This window comes from Nocardiopsis sp. N85, from assembly GCF_028882275.1.
Classification (GTDB): Bacteria; Actinomycetota; Actinomycetes; order Streptosporangiales; family Streptosporangiaceae; genus Nocardiopsis; species Nocardiopsis lambiniae.
Genome location: NZ_JARBUT010000003.1, coordinates 163,638 through 179,379, shown reverse-complemented (window position 1 = coordinate 179,379; position 15,742 = coordinate 163,638). Strand labels below are relative to the sequence as shown.

Below are 15,742 nucleotides of genomic sequence, written 5' to 3'. Positions count from 1 at the left end.
AGCGGGTGGAGAAGAAGGGGCGGGGCGGGCCGCCCGGCGGTCGCCGGGCGGCCCGGTCAGGGGAGGGTCAGCAGGCGGCGACGAGGCGCCAGACGCCCCACTCGCCGGTGGTGCCGGGCTCTTCGCCCCGCGTCCACCATTGGGCGCGCCACTCGGAACCCTTGTGGGAGACCACGTTGCCGCCGGTGTAGACGTCGCCGCTCTTCCACGCGGGGGCGGTGCAGTCCCCGGGTTCCGGGGTGGGCTGCTCGGTGGGCGGGTCGGTGGGGACGCCGCCGCCCGGGCCGCTCGCGAGACGGTCGGAGATGGTGTTCGCGAACGCGTAGCCGTTGGTGGCGTCCCAGTTGATGGACCAGGTCATCACGCCACCGATGGGGCCGTACGGGGTGTCGGGGGAGAAGCTCCCGCAGTTCGTCCCGGCCTCCAGGCAGTCGAGGGCGCGGACGATCTGGCTCGGTGCCATGTACCCGCCGCCGGCGGCGGAGGGCACCGCGGGCAGGCCCAGGCCGACCTGGCTCGGTTCCAGCCCCATCTCCAGCTGGATGCAGGCCAGCGCGGCGACGAAGTCGGGCGTGCCCTGGGCGTAGACCTTCTGGTCGCAGCCCATCATCGTGCCGGAGTTGTAGTACTGCATGTTGACGATGGTGAGGATGTCGGAGATGTTCGACGCCAGCCGGTAGTAGCCCATGCTCGGGGCCTGGAAGTCGATCGTCTGCGGCGCCATCGCGATGATGAGGTCGTCGCCCGCCTGCCCGTGCAGGTCGCGCAGGGCGTCGGTCATGTACTGGGCGTTGATGCCGTGTTCGAGGTCGATGTCGACACCGTCGAACCCGTAGTCCCGCATCAACGCGTACGTGGTGTCGGCGAAGTTCCGCGCCTGGGTCGGGTTGGAGACGATCACGTTCCCGAGTTCGCCGCCGACCGAGATGATCACCTTGCGACCCTCCGCCTGGATCGCGGCGATGTCGGCGCGGAACCGCGCGTCGGTGTAGCCGCCCAGTTCGCCACCGGCCAGGTTGAACGTGATGCCGCCGTCGAGGCTCGGGTGGTTGTCGGCGAAGGCGACGGCGACGAGGTTGTACTCGGAGGGGATCGCGGACAACGGCATCACGGTGGAGCCGTTGTCGAAGTTGTGCCAGTAACCGGTGAGCCACTGGCCGTTCTGCTGCGCCGCGCTCTCCTCGTTCGCCACGTTGTGGACCTCCGTGGAGGCGGGGGAGAGCTGGGTCGCGCCGATGGCGAGCGCGGCGGTCAGTGCCGCGAACGCCCCGGCCAAGAGGGCCTTCGCCCGGGGGGTGCGGGCTCGGTGACGGTTCATGGTCGGGGGGTTCCTTCCGTCGAGCGGGGAAGACGAAGGTCGGAGGGTTGAATTGTTAAGAAACCTTAGAGTTGCCTTACTCACGCGTCAATGGAATGGGAAGGAAAGCTTTCAGTTTTATTCGGTACCGGGTTCCGCTCTGGGAACGTGAAGGACGCCCGGAGTTCATTCGTGCCACGGACCGCTCCTCCTCTCGCCGAGGACCGCATCCCGGCCCTCCTCCCGCCGGGCGGCCCGGTCGGTACGGCCCTCCCGGCGCGGCGCGCTCAGGGGCCCCGATCCGCGCGCACGGTACCGCCGCCCACCGCACGGCCCCGGCTCGGGGGCGCGCTACCGGCAGGGCGGAGGGGACCGGGCCGCGCGGTCGCCCGGCGAGGGTCTCCGGAAGACGGACGGGCCCGCCGACCGGTGGTCGACGGGCCCGACGGTTCGGCTCAACGGACCTCGATGAAGTCCTCCGGATCGCGCGGAGGCCGCTCCCGGGGCGGCTCGGCCGCGTGGCCCACCGCCACCGCTCCCATCGGCCGCCAGTGCGCGGGCACCTCCAGCACCTCGCGCACCACACCGGGGCAGAACATCGTCGAGGAGATCCACGCCGAGCCCAGACCCTCCACGGCCAGCCCGACCAGCAGTCCCTGGACCCCGGCGCCCATCGCCACGTGGAACATCGTCCGCTCCGCGTCGGCCCGCCGATCGTCCGGGTAGGCGTGCGCCCCGTCGGGCACCAGGAACGGCACCACGAGGTAAGGGGCGCCGCGCAGCACGTCGCCGCGTCGCGTGCGCCGCGCGATCGCCGCCTCGTCGAACCCGTCGCCGCGCAGATCGGTCACCCAGGCCTGGAGCATCGCGTCCAGCAGACGCTCGCGCACCTCCGCGGACTCCACCAGCACGAACCGCCACGGCGTCGTGTGATGCGGGGCGGGCGCGGTGATCGCCGTCGCCACCGCGCGGCGCACCGACTCGGGGTCCACCGGGTCGTCCGTGAACGCGCGCACCGTGCGCCGGGCCGGCACCACCTCGCGCGAACCGTATCGGAACAGGTCGGCGTCGGCCGACCGCACCAGGGCCGCCGCCCCCGGCCCGTCCTCGTCGGTGACGACCCCGGTCAGGCCGCTCACGACCGCGACCGGGACCCCGCTCGTCTTGCCCTTGACCAGTTCGCCGGCCGCGGCGATCTCGTCGGCGACCGCGTTGACCGTCGCCTCCATGAGGTTGCCGTGGGTGTCGACCGAGCCCCGCAGGTCCTGTACCGGGGTCACCCCGGCCGCGCCGATGGCCACGTCGGTCTGTCCGACCCGCCAGGGGCGTCCGAAGGTGTCGGAGACGATCACGCCCACGCGTGCCCCCAGCCGCTCACGCAGTCCGGCGCGCAGGGCGCGGGCCGACGCGTCCGGGTCGGCGGGCAGGAGCAGCACGGTGCCCGGTTCGACGTTGGAGGCGTCCACGCCGGCCGCGGCCATCACCAGGCCGTGGCGGGTCTGCACGATCCGGGTCCGCCCGGCGCGGGCCACGACCCGCACCGTCTCGGCGTCGATCGCCGCCTCCCGGTCCATCCGGCGCAACCGTCCCTCGGCCTTGGCGACGATCTTGGAGGTGACCACCAGGACGTCCCCGTCGGCCAGGGGCTCTCCGGACACCGCGACCGCGTCGGCGATCAACGCGGCGAGGTCGTCGCCCTCGACCACCTCGGGAACACCGGCCAGACCGCGTACCCGCACCCCGGTGCTCATCCCCGGCCGCCCTTGCGCCCGGCCAGCTCCCGGCCCAGGTCCAACGCGGCCCCGGCGATCGCCTCCGTGGCCGCGGGGTCGCTCATGTACAGGGGACGCGAACGCACCTCGATCCCCTCCACCTCGGTGCCCGCGTCGGCTTCGTCCACCAGCCACCCGTCGAGCAGGTCCGCGCCCAGGTGGGCGGCGACCGCCCCGGCGCTCGTCTCGACCCCGATCGCGGTGAGGCAGGCGTCGGCCATGCCGCGCACCGGTGCCCCTCCGATGATGGGGGAGACGCCCACCACCGTCTTGTCGACCATGGCGTCCCGGATCCCGGGGACGTTCAGGATGGAGCCCACGCTCACCACAGGGTTGGAGGGCGGCAGCACGACCAGGTCGGCCTCGGCGATCGCCTTCAGCACCCCGGGGGCGGGCGCGGCGTCCTCCGCGCCCACGCCGACGATGCTCAGCGCGGGCACCGACGCCCGGTACCTGATCCACCACTCCTGGAAGTGGATCGCGCGGCGCTTGCCGTCCTCCTCGATGACCACGTGCGTCTCGACCTGGTCGTCGGTCATCGGCAGGAGCCGTACCCCCGGCCGCCAGCGGTCGCACAGGGCCTCGGTGATCGCCGACAGCGGGTATCCGGCGGCGATCATCTGCGCGCGCACGATGTGGGTGGCGGTGTCCCGGTCGCCCAGCCCGAACCAGGTGGGGCGCATCCCGTAGGCGGCCAGCTCCTCCTTGATGGTGAAGGTCTCCTCGGCCCGGCCCCAGCCCCGCTCCTCGTCGATCCCCCCGCCCAGGGTGTACATCACAGTGTCCAGATCAGGACATATCCTCAGTCCGAACAGGGTGATGTCGTCACCCGTGTTGCCGATGACGGTGATGGCGTCTGTGCTCTGTTCCCCGGGGGCCGGCGCGTCGACTCCGAGCGCGGCCTTCAGGCCCCGCAGGAAGCGTGCTCCGCCGATACCTCCGGCCGGTACGACTATCCGCATGCGTCCAAGTCTGGCAGGCTGGGAACATGTACGGGTCGTCTGCCCCACCGTGGGCGCGACCCGGGCGTGACCGTTCCGGTACCGGGAGTTCGCCGATTCGCCGAACCTCGATACCGTGGCCGCCGTCCCACCTTTTCGGCCCGGTCCTCCGGTGTCCCCACGTTCACGAGCCGGGGCGGGCCGATTCCATCCGACAGCCCGACGATATTGCCACTCTTCCTCTCACGAGGGCGGCGACGAAGCAGCAGAGGGGAATCTCCCTTGAACAACGAAACACTGGAACGTCTGCGCCTACCCGCGGCCTGGGTCCTGATCGGTGCCGTGGGCGCCTCGGTGCTGGCGGGTCTCATCGGTTTGATCTCCGGCTCCGCCTACCCGGGTTCCTTCGCCTCGGCGATGCTCGGTGCGAGCGGTCATTTCTTCGGTCTGTCCGTGGTGATCCTGCTCGCCGTGGCCGTCGCCCTGGTGCTGACCTCCGAGCGCACCCGTTCCGCGGCCTTCCCGATCGTGCTGATCGCCCTCATCCTCTCGGGGGTGGGGCTGCTCTTCGCGTTGGTCAACCTCATCGCCGGGTTCATGCTGGGGGCCTCCGCGGGCTTCGGGAACCTCCTGGGCACCCTGAGCCAGGGCGCGGTGCTGGGCATCTTCGCCTTCGCGCTGCTCAAGGTGTTCAACGACCCGACCCTGGTGCCGCGCGCCGCGCCGCAGCAACCCGCCTACGGCGGCTATCCCCAGACCGGTGCCCAGCAGGCCTACGCCCAGCCCGGTTACCCGGCCCAGGACCCGATCGCGACCGGTCAGCCCGCGGCCGACCCCGCCCAGGCCGTCTCGGGCCAGCAGGCGCAGGGTTACGACGCCTACGGTCAGCCGGTCCAGCAGTACGGTACCGGCGCCCAGCAGGCCTACGGTCAGCAGGCCTACGACGCCTCGGCCCAACAGGCGGCCTACGGGACGGACCCCTCGGCCCAGCAGGCGCAGCCGCAGGGTTACGACGCCTACGGTCAGCCGGTCCAGCAGTACGGTACCGGCGCCCAGCAGGCCTACGGTCAGCAGGCCTACGACGCCTCGGCCCAGCAGGCGGCCTACGGGACGGACCCCTCGGCCCAGCAGGCGCAGGCGCAGGGTTACGACGCCTACGGTCAGCCGGTCCAGGCACAGCAGTACGGCACCGGCGCCCAGCAGGGCTACGGCCAGTCCTACGACCCGTCCCAGTACGCCCCGCAGGGTGGCGACCAGCAGGCGGCCCCCTCCGGTGAGCAGGCCGCCCAGGACGCCATCAACTACGGCTGGTACCAGCAGCAGGGTCAGCAGGCGCAGCCGCCGTCCGCGGGATCGGAGAGCGGAGTTGACCCGTTCTTTAACTCCGGTGAGAACAACGGAACAGAAACGACCGACCAGACCGGTGGCGGCTACGGCGGCCAGTACGGATCGACCCCGGGATACGGCTCTGACCAGCAAGGACAGGGTGGAACCGGGGGTCAGCAGGGCTGGTACGGGGGAGAGGGCCAGCGCTGAACCCTCCGCGAGGGCTCTCGGCCCCCCGTCACCTCGGAACGCCGTGAATTGCGTGGTAATCCACAGAACGGACATGAAGCGAGTGTCGCCGGCACTTCGTTACATGATATTCAGTGGATTACCACGTAGGGCGCTTGACGAGTAGCGCTGCGTCCGCGTGTAATTCCAAGGTGGGATTCCGCCCGGCCTGGGGGACGAAAAGGGCCGGGTACATCTACGGGGGGCAACAGGAGGTGCGCATGAGCGAGATCATCCCGCTGGCGCACGGCTCGGATGAGGATCTGGGCTGGCAGGAACGCGCACTGTGCGCGCAGACCGACCCGGAGGCGTTCTTCCCCGAGAAGGGCGGCTCGACCCGGGAGGCCAAGAAGGTCTGTCAGTCGTGCGAGGTGCGTGCGGAGTGCCTGGAATACGCGCTCGAACACGATGAGCGCTTCGGTATCTGGGGGGGACTCTCCGAGCGCGAGCGCCGAAGGCTGAAGAAAGCCGCCGGAGGGGATTTCGATTTCCTGGCGGACATGCTCTAGGAGGCACGTACGGAAGCGTGTCCGGGCCACGAGCCCGGGCGCGCTTCTTTCATGTTCACGGCCGTTCGGGGGCGAGTCGGGTTTTGGTGATCGGCACCCTTAGGCGGTGAATGCGCTGATATGCCACCACCGGTACGGACCGGAGTGAATATGCGCACAATGGGACGAGGTGGCGTAGGGTGATGTCCCGCACGCACCCGTGCCCCCGACCCGTGGTCGGGAACCGGCGTCATCGCACGCCCACCGCCCCGGCTCCCGCCCCCCGCCAAGGGCCCCGTGTCCGGGACGGTCGTCCCTTCCCTCTCCCGGAGAGAACCCACCACAGCCGTGCTCGACCTCGACTCAGCCAGACACGTCGTGACCGCGGTCATCGTGTCCCACGACGGGGCGCGGTGGCTGCCGGAGACCATGGCCGCACTGCGCGCCCAGAGCCGCCCGGTGCAGCGCGCCGTGGCCGCCGACACCGGAAGCACCGACGGCGGTGTGGACGTCCTCCGCGAATACCTGCCCCCGGACGCGATCATCGGGCTGTCCGCCGGTACGGGCTACGGAGACGCCGTGCGCGCCGCCCTGGAACTGCCGCGTTCCACCACCCCGGTGCGCGGGTTCGACGAGGACGCCACCGAGTGGATCTGGCTCATCCACGACGATCTCGCCGCCGATGAGGACGCCCTCGCGCACCTGCTGGCCGCCGCCGACCGCGATCCGCGCGCCGCCGTCCTGGGGCCCAAGCTCCGGGACTGGTTCGACCGCCGCCTCCTGGTCGAGATCGGCGTCACCATCGACGGCGCCGGCCGCCGCGAGACCGGCCTGGAACAGCGCGAGTTCGACCACGGTCAGCACGACGGCACCCGCCAGGTCCTGGCCGTGTCCAGCGCCGGCATGCTCGTCCGCCGCGACGTGTGGGAGCGTTTGGGCGGATTCGACCGAGCCCTCCCGCTGTTCCGCGACGACATCGACTTCTGCTGGCGGGTGGGCGGTGCCGGGCTGCGCGCGGTCCTGGTCACCGACGCCGTGGCCTATCACGCCGAGGCCTCCGCCCGCCGTCGGCGCCCCATCAGCGCCACCCGCAACCACCCGCGCCGGGTCGACCGCAGGCACGCCGTGTTCGTGCTGCTCGCCAACCTCCCCTTCGGCGGCATGCTCGCCGCGCTGCTGCGCAACTCCGTCGGATCGCTGCTGCGCGTGGTCATGTACCTGTTCATGAAGCAGCCCGCCAACGCCCTCGACGAGGCGGCCGCGATCACCCTGGTCTACCTGCGGCCGGACAAGCTCCTGCGGGCCCGTTTCCGGCGTCGCCGCGACCGTCGCCGCACCTACAGCGCCATCCGCCCCTTCCTCGCGCGCGGTGTGGCGATGCGCCAGTTCGGCGACTTCCTCACCGGTGTGCTCTCCGGGGAACCGGTCATCGACGCCGGCGGCCGACACCAGGCCGTCACGACCGCGCCCGCCATCGAGGAGGACGAGGCCCCCACCGACACCGGGGGCTTCCTGCGCCGGGTGGTGCTGCGCCCCGGTCCCCTCCTCGTCATGGGGTTGGCGATCGTCACGCTCATCGCCGAACGCTCCCTGCTGTTCGGCCCCCTCCTGGCCGGCGGTGCCCTGCCGCCCGTCTCCGGCGGTGCCGGAGACCTGTGGAACCTCTACCTCTCCGGCGCGCCCGACACCGGGACCGGCTCCGACGGACCCGTCCCGCCCTACGTCGGGATCCTGGCGCTGTGGTCCACGCTCACCTTCGGCGAACCCCGGATCACGATCGCCGTGATCCTGCTCGCCGCCGTCCCCCTCTCCGGCCTCACCGCCTACCTGCTCGCCCGCGAGGTGCTGGGCTACCGCCCCGCCCGCCTGTGGATGGCCGCCTCCTACGCGCTGCTGCCGATCGTCATCGGGGCCGTCGCCCAGGGCCGGTTCGGAACCTCCCTGGTCCACATCCTCATGCCGGTGCTGGGCCTGCTGCTGATCCGCCTGGTGGTCATGCCCGCCAAACACTCCCGGCGCGCGGCCTGGGGGCTGGGGGCGACCCTGGCCGTGGCCACGGCGTTCGTCCCCATGGTGTGGCTCCTGGCCCTGGTCACCGGTCTGGTGGTGGCCGCGGCCTTCGGGCATCTGGGCCGCCCGCTCTACACCGGTATCGGCATCGCCCTGGGCGTTCCGCTGGTCATGCTCATGCCCTGGACCCTGGAACTGCTCCTGCACCCCACCCTGTGGCTGCTGGAGGCGGGGCTGCACCGGCCCGGGCTCTCCGAACCCGTGGCCACCCCCCAGCAGTTGCTCATGCTCTCCCCGGGCGGCACGGGCGCGCCCCCGTTCTGGGTCACCGCCGGCCTGCTCTCCGCCGCCCTGTGCGCGCTGTTGCTCCTGCGCAACCGCGTCCTGGTGGCCGCCGGCTGGTCGCTGGCCGTGTTGGGACTGCTCGTGGCGGTCCTCGGGGCGCGCCTCGTCATCGAGCCCCACTTCGGGGGGCCGCCGGCGGCGGTCTGGCCCGGGGTGGCGCTGACCTTCGCCGCCACGGCCGTGCTGCTGTCGGCGGCGACCGCCGCCCGCGCCTTCCGGACCATGGTCTCCCTGGGCGGCCCGCGCCGGATCTTCGCGGTCGGCGTCGCCCTGCTCGCCCTCACCACACCCGTCGTCAGCGCCGCCCTGTGGATGTGGCACGGCGTCGACGGGCCGCTCACCTCCCGGGCCGAGCCGATCCTCCCCGGCACCCTGGTCGGCGACGGTGTCGGGCTGAGCGACGACGGCACCGGCGCGCGCACCCTCATCATCACCCCCGACGGCGAGGGCGGCGTGGACCACACCGTGGTGCGCGGCCGCGAACCGCGTCTGGGGGAGGAGCGCATCGTCCCCGACGAGGGGACCCGCGCCGCCGTGGACCGCGTCGTCGCCGAACTCTCCATCGGCCAGGGGGGCGACGGCCTGCACCTCCTGGCCGACCACGGGATCCAGTACGTGCTCTATCCGCGCCCCCGGGAGGGCACCCTCACCGACGTCACCATGGTGGACACCCTGGACGGCACCCCCGGCCTCATGCGGGAGGCGCTCTCCGACCGGTACGGGTTGTGGCGACTGGCCGAACCCACGGGCCGACTGCGGGTGGTCTCCGAGGACGGGCTCGAATCGGACCCCGTACGGGTGGACGGCCCCGGAGACGACTTCACCGCCGAGGTCGGCGAGGGCGGCACCGGCCGTCGTCTGTCCCTGGCCGAGACCGCCGGCGACGGTTGGCGGGCCACGCTCGACGGCACCGGGCTCACCCCCGTCGAGACCGCGCACGGCACCCAGGCCTGGGCCCTGCCGGTCCAGGGCGGCGAGATCCGGGTGTGGCACACCGACCACGTCCACACGGCCTGGACGGTCACGCAGGGCCTGCTGCTGCTCGTGGTGGCCGTCCTGGCCGCGCCGGGCGTGCGCACCGAGGAGGACGTCCGCCTCATCGAGTCCACCCCCGCGCCGCGCCCCCGCCGTCCCGCCGGACCGCGCGTTCCGAACCGCCCCCGGCGGGGCGGCCGCTCCCGGGCCGCCGAGCGGGACGCCGGATCCGACGGTGGGTCGACGACCGTGGACGAGGATCCCCCCGACACCGGGGAGATCGCCGTCACCGACACCGGGTCGATCACGACCGTGCGGGGCCGTCGCCGCGGTACCCGCCGCAAACCGGGACGGCGTCGGGCGGGCGGCGGATCCGGGACCGACGACGGGGACGCCGGGACGTCGGCGTCCCGGGGGGAGGAGTAGGTCGTGCGACTCATCGTGGAGAACCGGTTCGCGCTGTTCGGTCTGGTCGCGCTGGCCCTGGCCGCGCTGTTCGGCATCGCGCTGATCACCGGGCCGGTGACGGCCGAACTCGGCGTCACGCGGCCCGGGACCGTCCGCCCCACCCACGCCCTGCGGGTCTGCCCCGTCCCGCACGACACCGACGCCGACAGCGTCGTCGCCGCGTACGCCCCCCGGGTCAGCCGTGACGACACCGGCCAACTGTGGGCCGTCCCCGTTCCGCCCGCGCCCGGGGAGGGCGGCGCCGAGGAGGGTGACGCGACGGCGGGGGAAGGGGGGTCGGAGGACGCCGGCACCTCCAGCGGGACCTCCGGCGACCCCGACCTGATCCTCGGGGAGGAGCTCACCGAACCCGGCAACGTGTGGAGCGTCGACACCGCCGACGCGACCGGGCCCACCGCGATCCACGCCCGGGGCTCACTCGCCTCCGGCCTGGAATCGGGTCAGGTCACCGTGGCCGAGGACGGCGTCACCGAGGTGCGCTGCGCCGAGCCCTCGGTGAGCACCTGGTTCGCCCTGCCCGGCGGCGGTGACAGCGAGGGGGTCCGGTTGGAGTCCATCGTCGTGCACCTCACCAACCCCGAGACCTCCCGCGCCACCGTCAGCCTCGACATCCACACCGGCGGCGGACCCTCGTACTCCCTCGACAGTCGCGGTATCTCCATGCTCCCGGGCGAGTCCACCACCCTGGACATCACCGAACTGTCGCAGAGCATCGGCGGTATCGGCGTCCAGGTGCGCACCAGCACCGGCCGGGTCGCCGCCTCCCTGCTCGCCGAACACGTCGAGGGCCCCGTCGACTGGGTTCCGCCCACCGCCGCACCCGCCCTCGAACACGTGGTCCCGGGGGTCCCGCCGGGTGCCGGCCGGCGCCACCTGATCGTCACCGCGCCCGGTGACGACCCCGCCTCGGTGCGGGTCCACGTCATCACGTCGCAGCGCGACGAGACGGACGAGGCGGACGACGCCTCGGAGGGCGTCGCCGCCGACCCGCTCGAACTCCAGGTCCCTCCGGCGGCCTCTGCGCGGATCAGCCTGGACACCGCCCTGGGCGGCGCACCCGGCACGGTGATGGTGGAATCGGACGTTCCCGTGGTCGTGGGCGTCGCCGCCGAATTCAACGAGGAGGACGGGGCCGACGACGATCGCCCGGCCGTCCTGGAGACCGCCTACACCTCGTCGGTCCCGCCGCTGTCCTTCCCCCTGAACACCACGGCGGTGCTTCCCGACGTCCCCGTCGGCACCGACACCCGGCTCGTCCTGGGCGCCCCCGAGGGGGACGTCCGGCTCATGGCCACCCCGATCGGGGCCGACGGGACCCAGGGCGACTCGGTCCGCACCGAGGTCGCGGCGGGCACCACCGTCCTGTTCGGCGGCGACGACGGCTGGGCCTCCCCGTCGGGCGCCGACGAGGAGGACGGGTACGCCGTCCGACTGGACCTGCTGGAGGGTTCCGGGCCGCTCTACGTCGCCCGGATCATCGCCGACGGCGACGGGCGGAGCGTGCTGCCCGTGCGTCCCGCGCCCGTCGAGGTGGCCCTTCCGGTCGTCCGCGACACCATGGTGGGCGTGGTCCCCTGACCGTGGACGGTCGGGACCCGCGGCCCGGCACCGATGCCCCGGCGTCGGTCAGCACTGATCGCCCGGCGGCCATCGCCGCCGGGCGGACATCGGTCCGGTCAACTCTCGGGGTCGACCGATTCCGGTTCCACACCGAGCAGGTTGGCGACCTCTTCGACCACGGTCTCGTGGACGAGGAGGGCCATCTCCTCCGGGTCCTTGGTCCGGATCTCCAACGGACGCCGGTACACCACGATGCGGGCCCGGCCCGAGGGGTCGGTCTCCAAACGGGAGAAGGGGATCGCCTCGGTCAGCGGACCCTGCGGCGGAACCGGGGGCACGTCCTCCACGAGGAAGTCGACATTCGCCAGTTCACGCGCCCACAACCTTTCCAGGCGTTCGACCGCGTCCAGGACGAGGTCGTCGAAGGCCTGCGCTCGGCTGCGGGACACCGGCAGGTCGGAGGGCACGAGAGGACCGCGAATGCCTCGGCCCCGGCGGTCCCGGCGTCGCACTCGGTCTGGTTGGCCATGAGAAGGGCGCACTCGTCGCACACTTCGAGACTAAGCCATCGCGGGCGCCACGCGTAGTCCCGCCCGGCACGCTCGTGCCCGGATCCTTCGTTCGGGCGCCCCGAAGGACTCGGAGCGGCACCGGTATCGCGTTGGAGACCACGAAACGGACGAGGTCGTGGAACGATGCTGGCGTGTCCCTCAGTAAAGGCATACAGTCGAACGCTGTGAGCCCTGTTCGACGCTGCTCCCGAACCGCCTGCCGGCAACCCGCCGTCTTCACGCTCACGTACGTCTACGCCGACTCGACGGCCGTCCTCGGTCCGCTCGCCGCCTACGTGGAACCGCACTGTTACGACCTCTGCGCCATGCACGCCGACCGCCTGACGGCGCCGCGCGGATGGGAGGTCGTCCGGCTCCCCGTCGAGACGGTGGGCGGAGGTCCCGGTAGCGACGACCTGGAGGCCCTCGCGGACGCCGTACGTGAGGCGGCGCGCCCGCCCGCGCGCCCGCCCGACGATGTCGAGGAGGGCGCCGACACCATGCGTCGTGGACATCTGCGGGTGGTCCGCTCCGACCCGTCGCGTCCGGATCCCCGTGCCTAGAGACCGCTTGCTAGGTTGGTACCGCGCGCGGCCCGCCTCCGCGCGGCGACCATTCGGAGCAGGACGACCCGGCCGGAGAAGACGTGGCAGACCTCGCAGGCATCTTCAAGGCATATGACGTACGCGGTGTGATTCCGGACACGCTCAATGCGGACATCTCCCGGGCGATCGGCGCGGCCTTCGCCCGGGTCGTCGGCGGACCGGCCGTCGTGGTCGCCCACGACATGCGGCCCTCCTCGCCGGAACTGGCCCGGGCCTTCGCCGACGGGGTCACCGGCCAGGGCGTGGACGTGGTCTTCACCGGGCTCGGTTCCACCGACCTGCTCTACTACGGCTCCGGAGCCCTCGACCTGCCCGGCGCGATGTTCACCGCCAGCCACAACCCCGCCCAGTACAACGGCATCAAGATGTGCCGGGCCGGAGCCGCCCCCATCAGCTCCGACACCGGACTGACGGAGATCCGCCGGCTCGCCGAGGAGGGCGTGCCCGCCCACGACGGCCCGGTCGGCACCGTCACCGAGCAGGACCTGCTCTCCGGATACGCCGAGTACCTGCGCTCCCTGGTGGACCTGTCCGGGATCCGGCCGCTCAAGGTCGTCGTGGACGCCGGCAACGGCATGGGCGGCCACACCGTTCCCGCCGTCCTGGAACAAGGAGCGCCCCTGGAGATCGTGCCGCTCTACTTCGAGCTCGACGGCACCTTCCCCAACCACCCGGCCAACCCCCTGGACCCGGCCAACATCGTCGATCTCCAGAAGAAGGTCCGCGAGACCGGCGCCGACATCGGCCTGGCCTTCGACGGCGACGCCGACCGCTGCTTCGTCGTGGACGAGGGAGGCGACGCCGTGCCGCCCTCCGCCATCACCGCCCTGGTCGCCGTCCAGGAACTCGCCAAGCACCCCGGGTCGACGATCATCCACAACCTCATCACCTCCCACGCCGTCCCCGACATCGTCCGCGAACACGGCGGCGTGCCGATGCGCACCCGGGTCGGCCACTCCTTCATCAAGGCCACCATGGCCGAGACCGGCGCGGTGTTCGGCGGCGAGCACTCCGCCCACTACTACTTCCGCGACTTCTGGAAGGCCGACACCGGCATGCTCGCGGCCATGCACGTCCTGCGCGTGCTGGGCACCGACGGACGCCCGCTGTCGGAGATCACCGCCGAGTACTCGCGTTACGCCGCCTCCGGTGAGATCAACTCCGAGGTGGCCGACGCCGCCGAGCGCATGGTCGCCGTGCGCGAGGCCTTCGCCGACCGGGACGGCGCCACCGTCGACGAACTCGACGGGCTGACCGTCGAACTGCCCGGCGGCTCCTGGTTCAACCTGCGCGCCTCCAACACCGAGCCGCTGCTGCGACTCAATGTCGAGGCCGCCGACGCGGAGTCGGTCAACGGGCTGCGCGACGAGGTCCTGGCCATCGTCCGCTCCTGAGAGGGGGCATGATGGAGGGTGGGGCGGCCGGCCGCCCCACCCGGGACGATGAGGAACGAGGACCATGAGCACGAAGATCGACGACTGGCTGCTGGACATCCTGGCCTGCCCGCAGAGCCAGGCACCGCTGCGCCACGACCCCGAGACCGACGAGTTGGTCTGCGACGAGAGCGGTCTGGCCTACCCGATCCGGGACGGCATCCCGGTCCTGCTGGTCGACGAGGCCCGCAAGGTCGGCTGAGCCCCGGGCGGCGGGCGGCGGGCGGGGAACGGAATCCATGTCGGTTCCGGATGGAACGTTATGAACGTTCCGGTAGTCATAGCGGGTACGGCGAAGTGAGAGACTTCGTCTCCGAGGGGTGACGGACGCACCATCCCCCACCCCCACGGCCCGTACCCTGTTCGTGCTCACCCCCGCTCACCACGACCTCCCTGGAGGACACCGATGCCCGGTCCCGAACCGCTACAGCCGAGCGATCCCTCCGCGTTCGGCGACTACAGCGTGACCGGACGTCTGGGCAAGGGCGGCCAGGGCATCGTGTACCTGGCGGAGGACCCCCAGGGCGACGAGTACGCGGTCAAGGTCCTCAACGACCAGTGGTCCCGCGACAGCGACCTGCGCAAGCGGTTCGAGAAGGAGGTCCGCGCCGCGCAGAAGGTCGCCTCCTTCTGTACCGCCGCGATCATCGACGCGCGACTCGACGGCGACCCGCCCTACGTGGTCAGCGAGTTCGTACCCGGCAGAGACCTCCAGGAGACCGTCTCCAAGGGAGCCCCGCTGCGCGGTTCGGCCCTCCAGCGGCTGGCGGTCTCCACCGCCACCGCGCTCGTCGCCATCCACAAGGCCGGTATCGTCCACCGCGACTTCAAGCCCGGCAACGTGCTGCTCGGCCCGGACGGGCCGCGCGTCATCGACTTCGGCATCGCCCGGATCGACGACGGCACCGCCACCATGACCAACTCGATCGTCGGCACGCCCTCCTACATGGCGCCCGAGCAGATCGAGGGCCACGGCATCACCGACAAGTGCGACATCTTCGCCTGGGGCTGCGTCATCGCGTTCGCCTCCAGCGGCCGTGCGCCGTTCGGCTCCGACACCGTTCCGGCGGTCGTGCACCGCGTCATCAGCGCCCCGCCGGACATCGAGGACGTCGACGAGGAGCTGCGCCCCATCGTCGCCACCTGCCTCGACAAGAACCCCGCGAACCGGCCCACCGCCCAGAGACTCCTCATGCGCCTCCTCGGCCACGAGGACACCGAGGCGGCACCCTCCACCGAGGACGCCGTCAAACAGGGTGAGCAGATCGCCCAGACCGGCCTCATCGGCGGCGACCGGATGCCCGCGGTGCGCCCGCCGACCGGCCCCCAGGGCTCGTTCGGCCACCCCGGCGCGTCCGACCCCCGGCCCGGGTTCCCCGGGCACCCCGGCACCTCGAACCCGCGCCCCGGGTTCCACGGCCACCCCGGGATGTCCAACCCCCGGCCCGGTCTGCCCGGACACCCCGGCACCTCCAATCCCCAGCAGGGCGGCGTTCCCATGGGGATGCACGGCCACCCCGGGCCGTCCAACCCGCGACCGGTCGCCCCCTATCCGCAGCAGCCGTACGGCAACCCGCTCGCCACCGGCAACCCCAACCAGACCTACGGGCCCCCGGTGTCGCGGAGGCAGCCGCAGGAGGACTCGATCCTCCAGCAGAGCTGGGTCATCCCCGCGGTGCTCATGACCATCCTGATCCTGGTCCTGCTGCTGGTCCTCATCATCGTGGCCAACTGACCCGCGCG

The 15,742-nt window shown here is 72.0% G+C and carries 12 protein-coding genes; 8 read left to right on the top strand and 4 right to left on the bottom strand.

Annotated elements, in window-relative coordinates; genetic code table 11:
* Positions 1-67: 67 nt before the first annotated feature.
* From PWG71_RS06535 to cofD, 3 genes are all read right to left on the bottom strand, one after another.
* Positions 68-1,318, bottom strand: coding sequence for a glycosyl hydrolase family 18 protein (locus PWG71_RS06535; protein WP_274808626.1), 1,251 nt, complete (start codon positions 1,316-1,318; stop codon positions 68-70).
* Positions 1,319-1,752: 434 nt separating this feature from the next.
* Positions 1,753-3,048: a coenzyme F420-0:L-glutamate ligase gene (locus PWG71_RS06530; protein WP_274808625.1), complete on the bottom strand. Its 1,296-nt coding sequence runs from the start codon at positions 3,046-3,048 to the stop codon at positions 1,753-1,755.
* Positions 3,045-4,031 carry a 2-phospho-L-lactate transferase gene (gene cofD / locus PWG71_RS06525; RefSeq protein ID WP_274808624.1) on the bottom strand — a complete coding sequence of 329 codons (987 nt, stop codon included), beginning with the start codon at positions 4,029-4,031 and terminating at the stop codon, positions 3,045-3,047. Before cofD ends, PWG71_RS06530 begins: the two co-directional genes overlap by 4 nt.
* Before the next feature lie 261 nt (positions 4,032-4,292).
* Here cofD and PWG71_RS06520 point away from each other — a divergent pair, with 261 nt between their 5' ends.
* From PWG71_RS06520 to PWG71_RS06505, 4 genes are all read left to right on the top strand, one after another.
* Positions 4,293-5,546: a hypothetical protein gene (locus tag PWG71_RS06520; RefSeq protein ID WP_274808623.1), complete on the top strand. Its 1,254-nt coding sequence runs from the start codon at positions 4,293-4,295 to the stop codon at positions 5,544-5,546.
* Between the two features lie 239 nt (positions 5,547-5,785).
* Positions 5,786-6,073: a WhiB family transcriptional regulator gene (locus tag PWG71_RS06515; protein WP_274808622.1), complete on the top strand. Its 288-nt coding sequence runs from the start codon at positions 5,786-5,788 to the stop codon at positions 6,071-6,073.
* A 327-nt stretch (positions 6,074-6,400) separates the two neighbouring features.
* Complete coding sequence (locus PWG71_RS06510) at positions 6,401-9,808, top strand: glycosyltransferase (protein ID WP_446724984.1); 3,408 nt, start codon at positions 6,401-6,403, stop codon at positions 9,806-9,808.
* 3 nt (positions 9,809-9,811) lie between these two features.
* A complete protein-coding gene (locus PWG71_RS06505; RefSeq protein ID WP_274808620.1) occupies positions 9,812-11,428 on the top strand; it encodes a DUF5719 family protein in 1,617 nt (538 codons plus the stop codon).
* Between the two features lie 98 nt (positions 11,429-11,526).
* Here the strand turns inward: PWG71_RS06505 and PWG71_RS06500 are convergent, their stop codons facing one another.
* On the bottom strand, positions 11,527-11,922 hold the full coding sequence (locus tag PWG71_RS06500) for a metallopeptidase family protein (RefSeq protein ID WP_274808619.1): 396 nt from the start codon (positions 11,920-11,922) through the stop codon (positions 11,527-11,529).
* 224 nt (positions 11,923-12,146) lie between these two features.
* Between PWG71_RS06500 and PWG71_RS06495 the strand changes: the two genes are divergently transcribed.
* From PWG71_RS06495 to PWG71_RS06480, 4 genes are all read left to right on the top strand, one after another.
* Entirely contained in the window at positions 12,147-12,524 is a 378-nt protein-coding gene (locus PWG71_RS06495; protein WP_274808618.1) for a DUF3499 domain-containing protein, read from the top strand.
* An 83-nt stretch (positions 12,525-12,607) separates the two neighbouring features.
* Positions 12,608-13,960, top strand: a complete 1,353-nt coding sequence (locus tag PWG71_RS06490; protein ID WP_274808617.1) for a phosphomannomutase/phosphoglucomutase — start codon at positions 12,608-12,610, stop codon at positions 13,958-13,960.
* 64 nt (positions 13,961-14,024) lie between these two features.
* The gene (locus tag PWG71_RS06485; protein WP_274808616.1) at positions 14,025-14,201 is read left to right on the top strand and encodes a Trm112 family protein; all 177 of its coding nucleotides are present in this window, start codon (positions 14,025-14,027) and stop codon (positions 14,199-14,201) included.
* A gap of 204 nt (positions 14,202-14,405) precedes the next feature.
* Positions 14,406-15,734, top strand: coding sequence for a protein kinase domain-containing protein (locus tag PWG71_RS06480; protein WP_274808615.1), 1,329 nt, complete (start codon positions 14,406-14,408; stop codon positions 15,732-15,734).
* Positions 15,735-15,742: the final 8 nt, after the last annotated feature.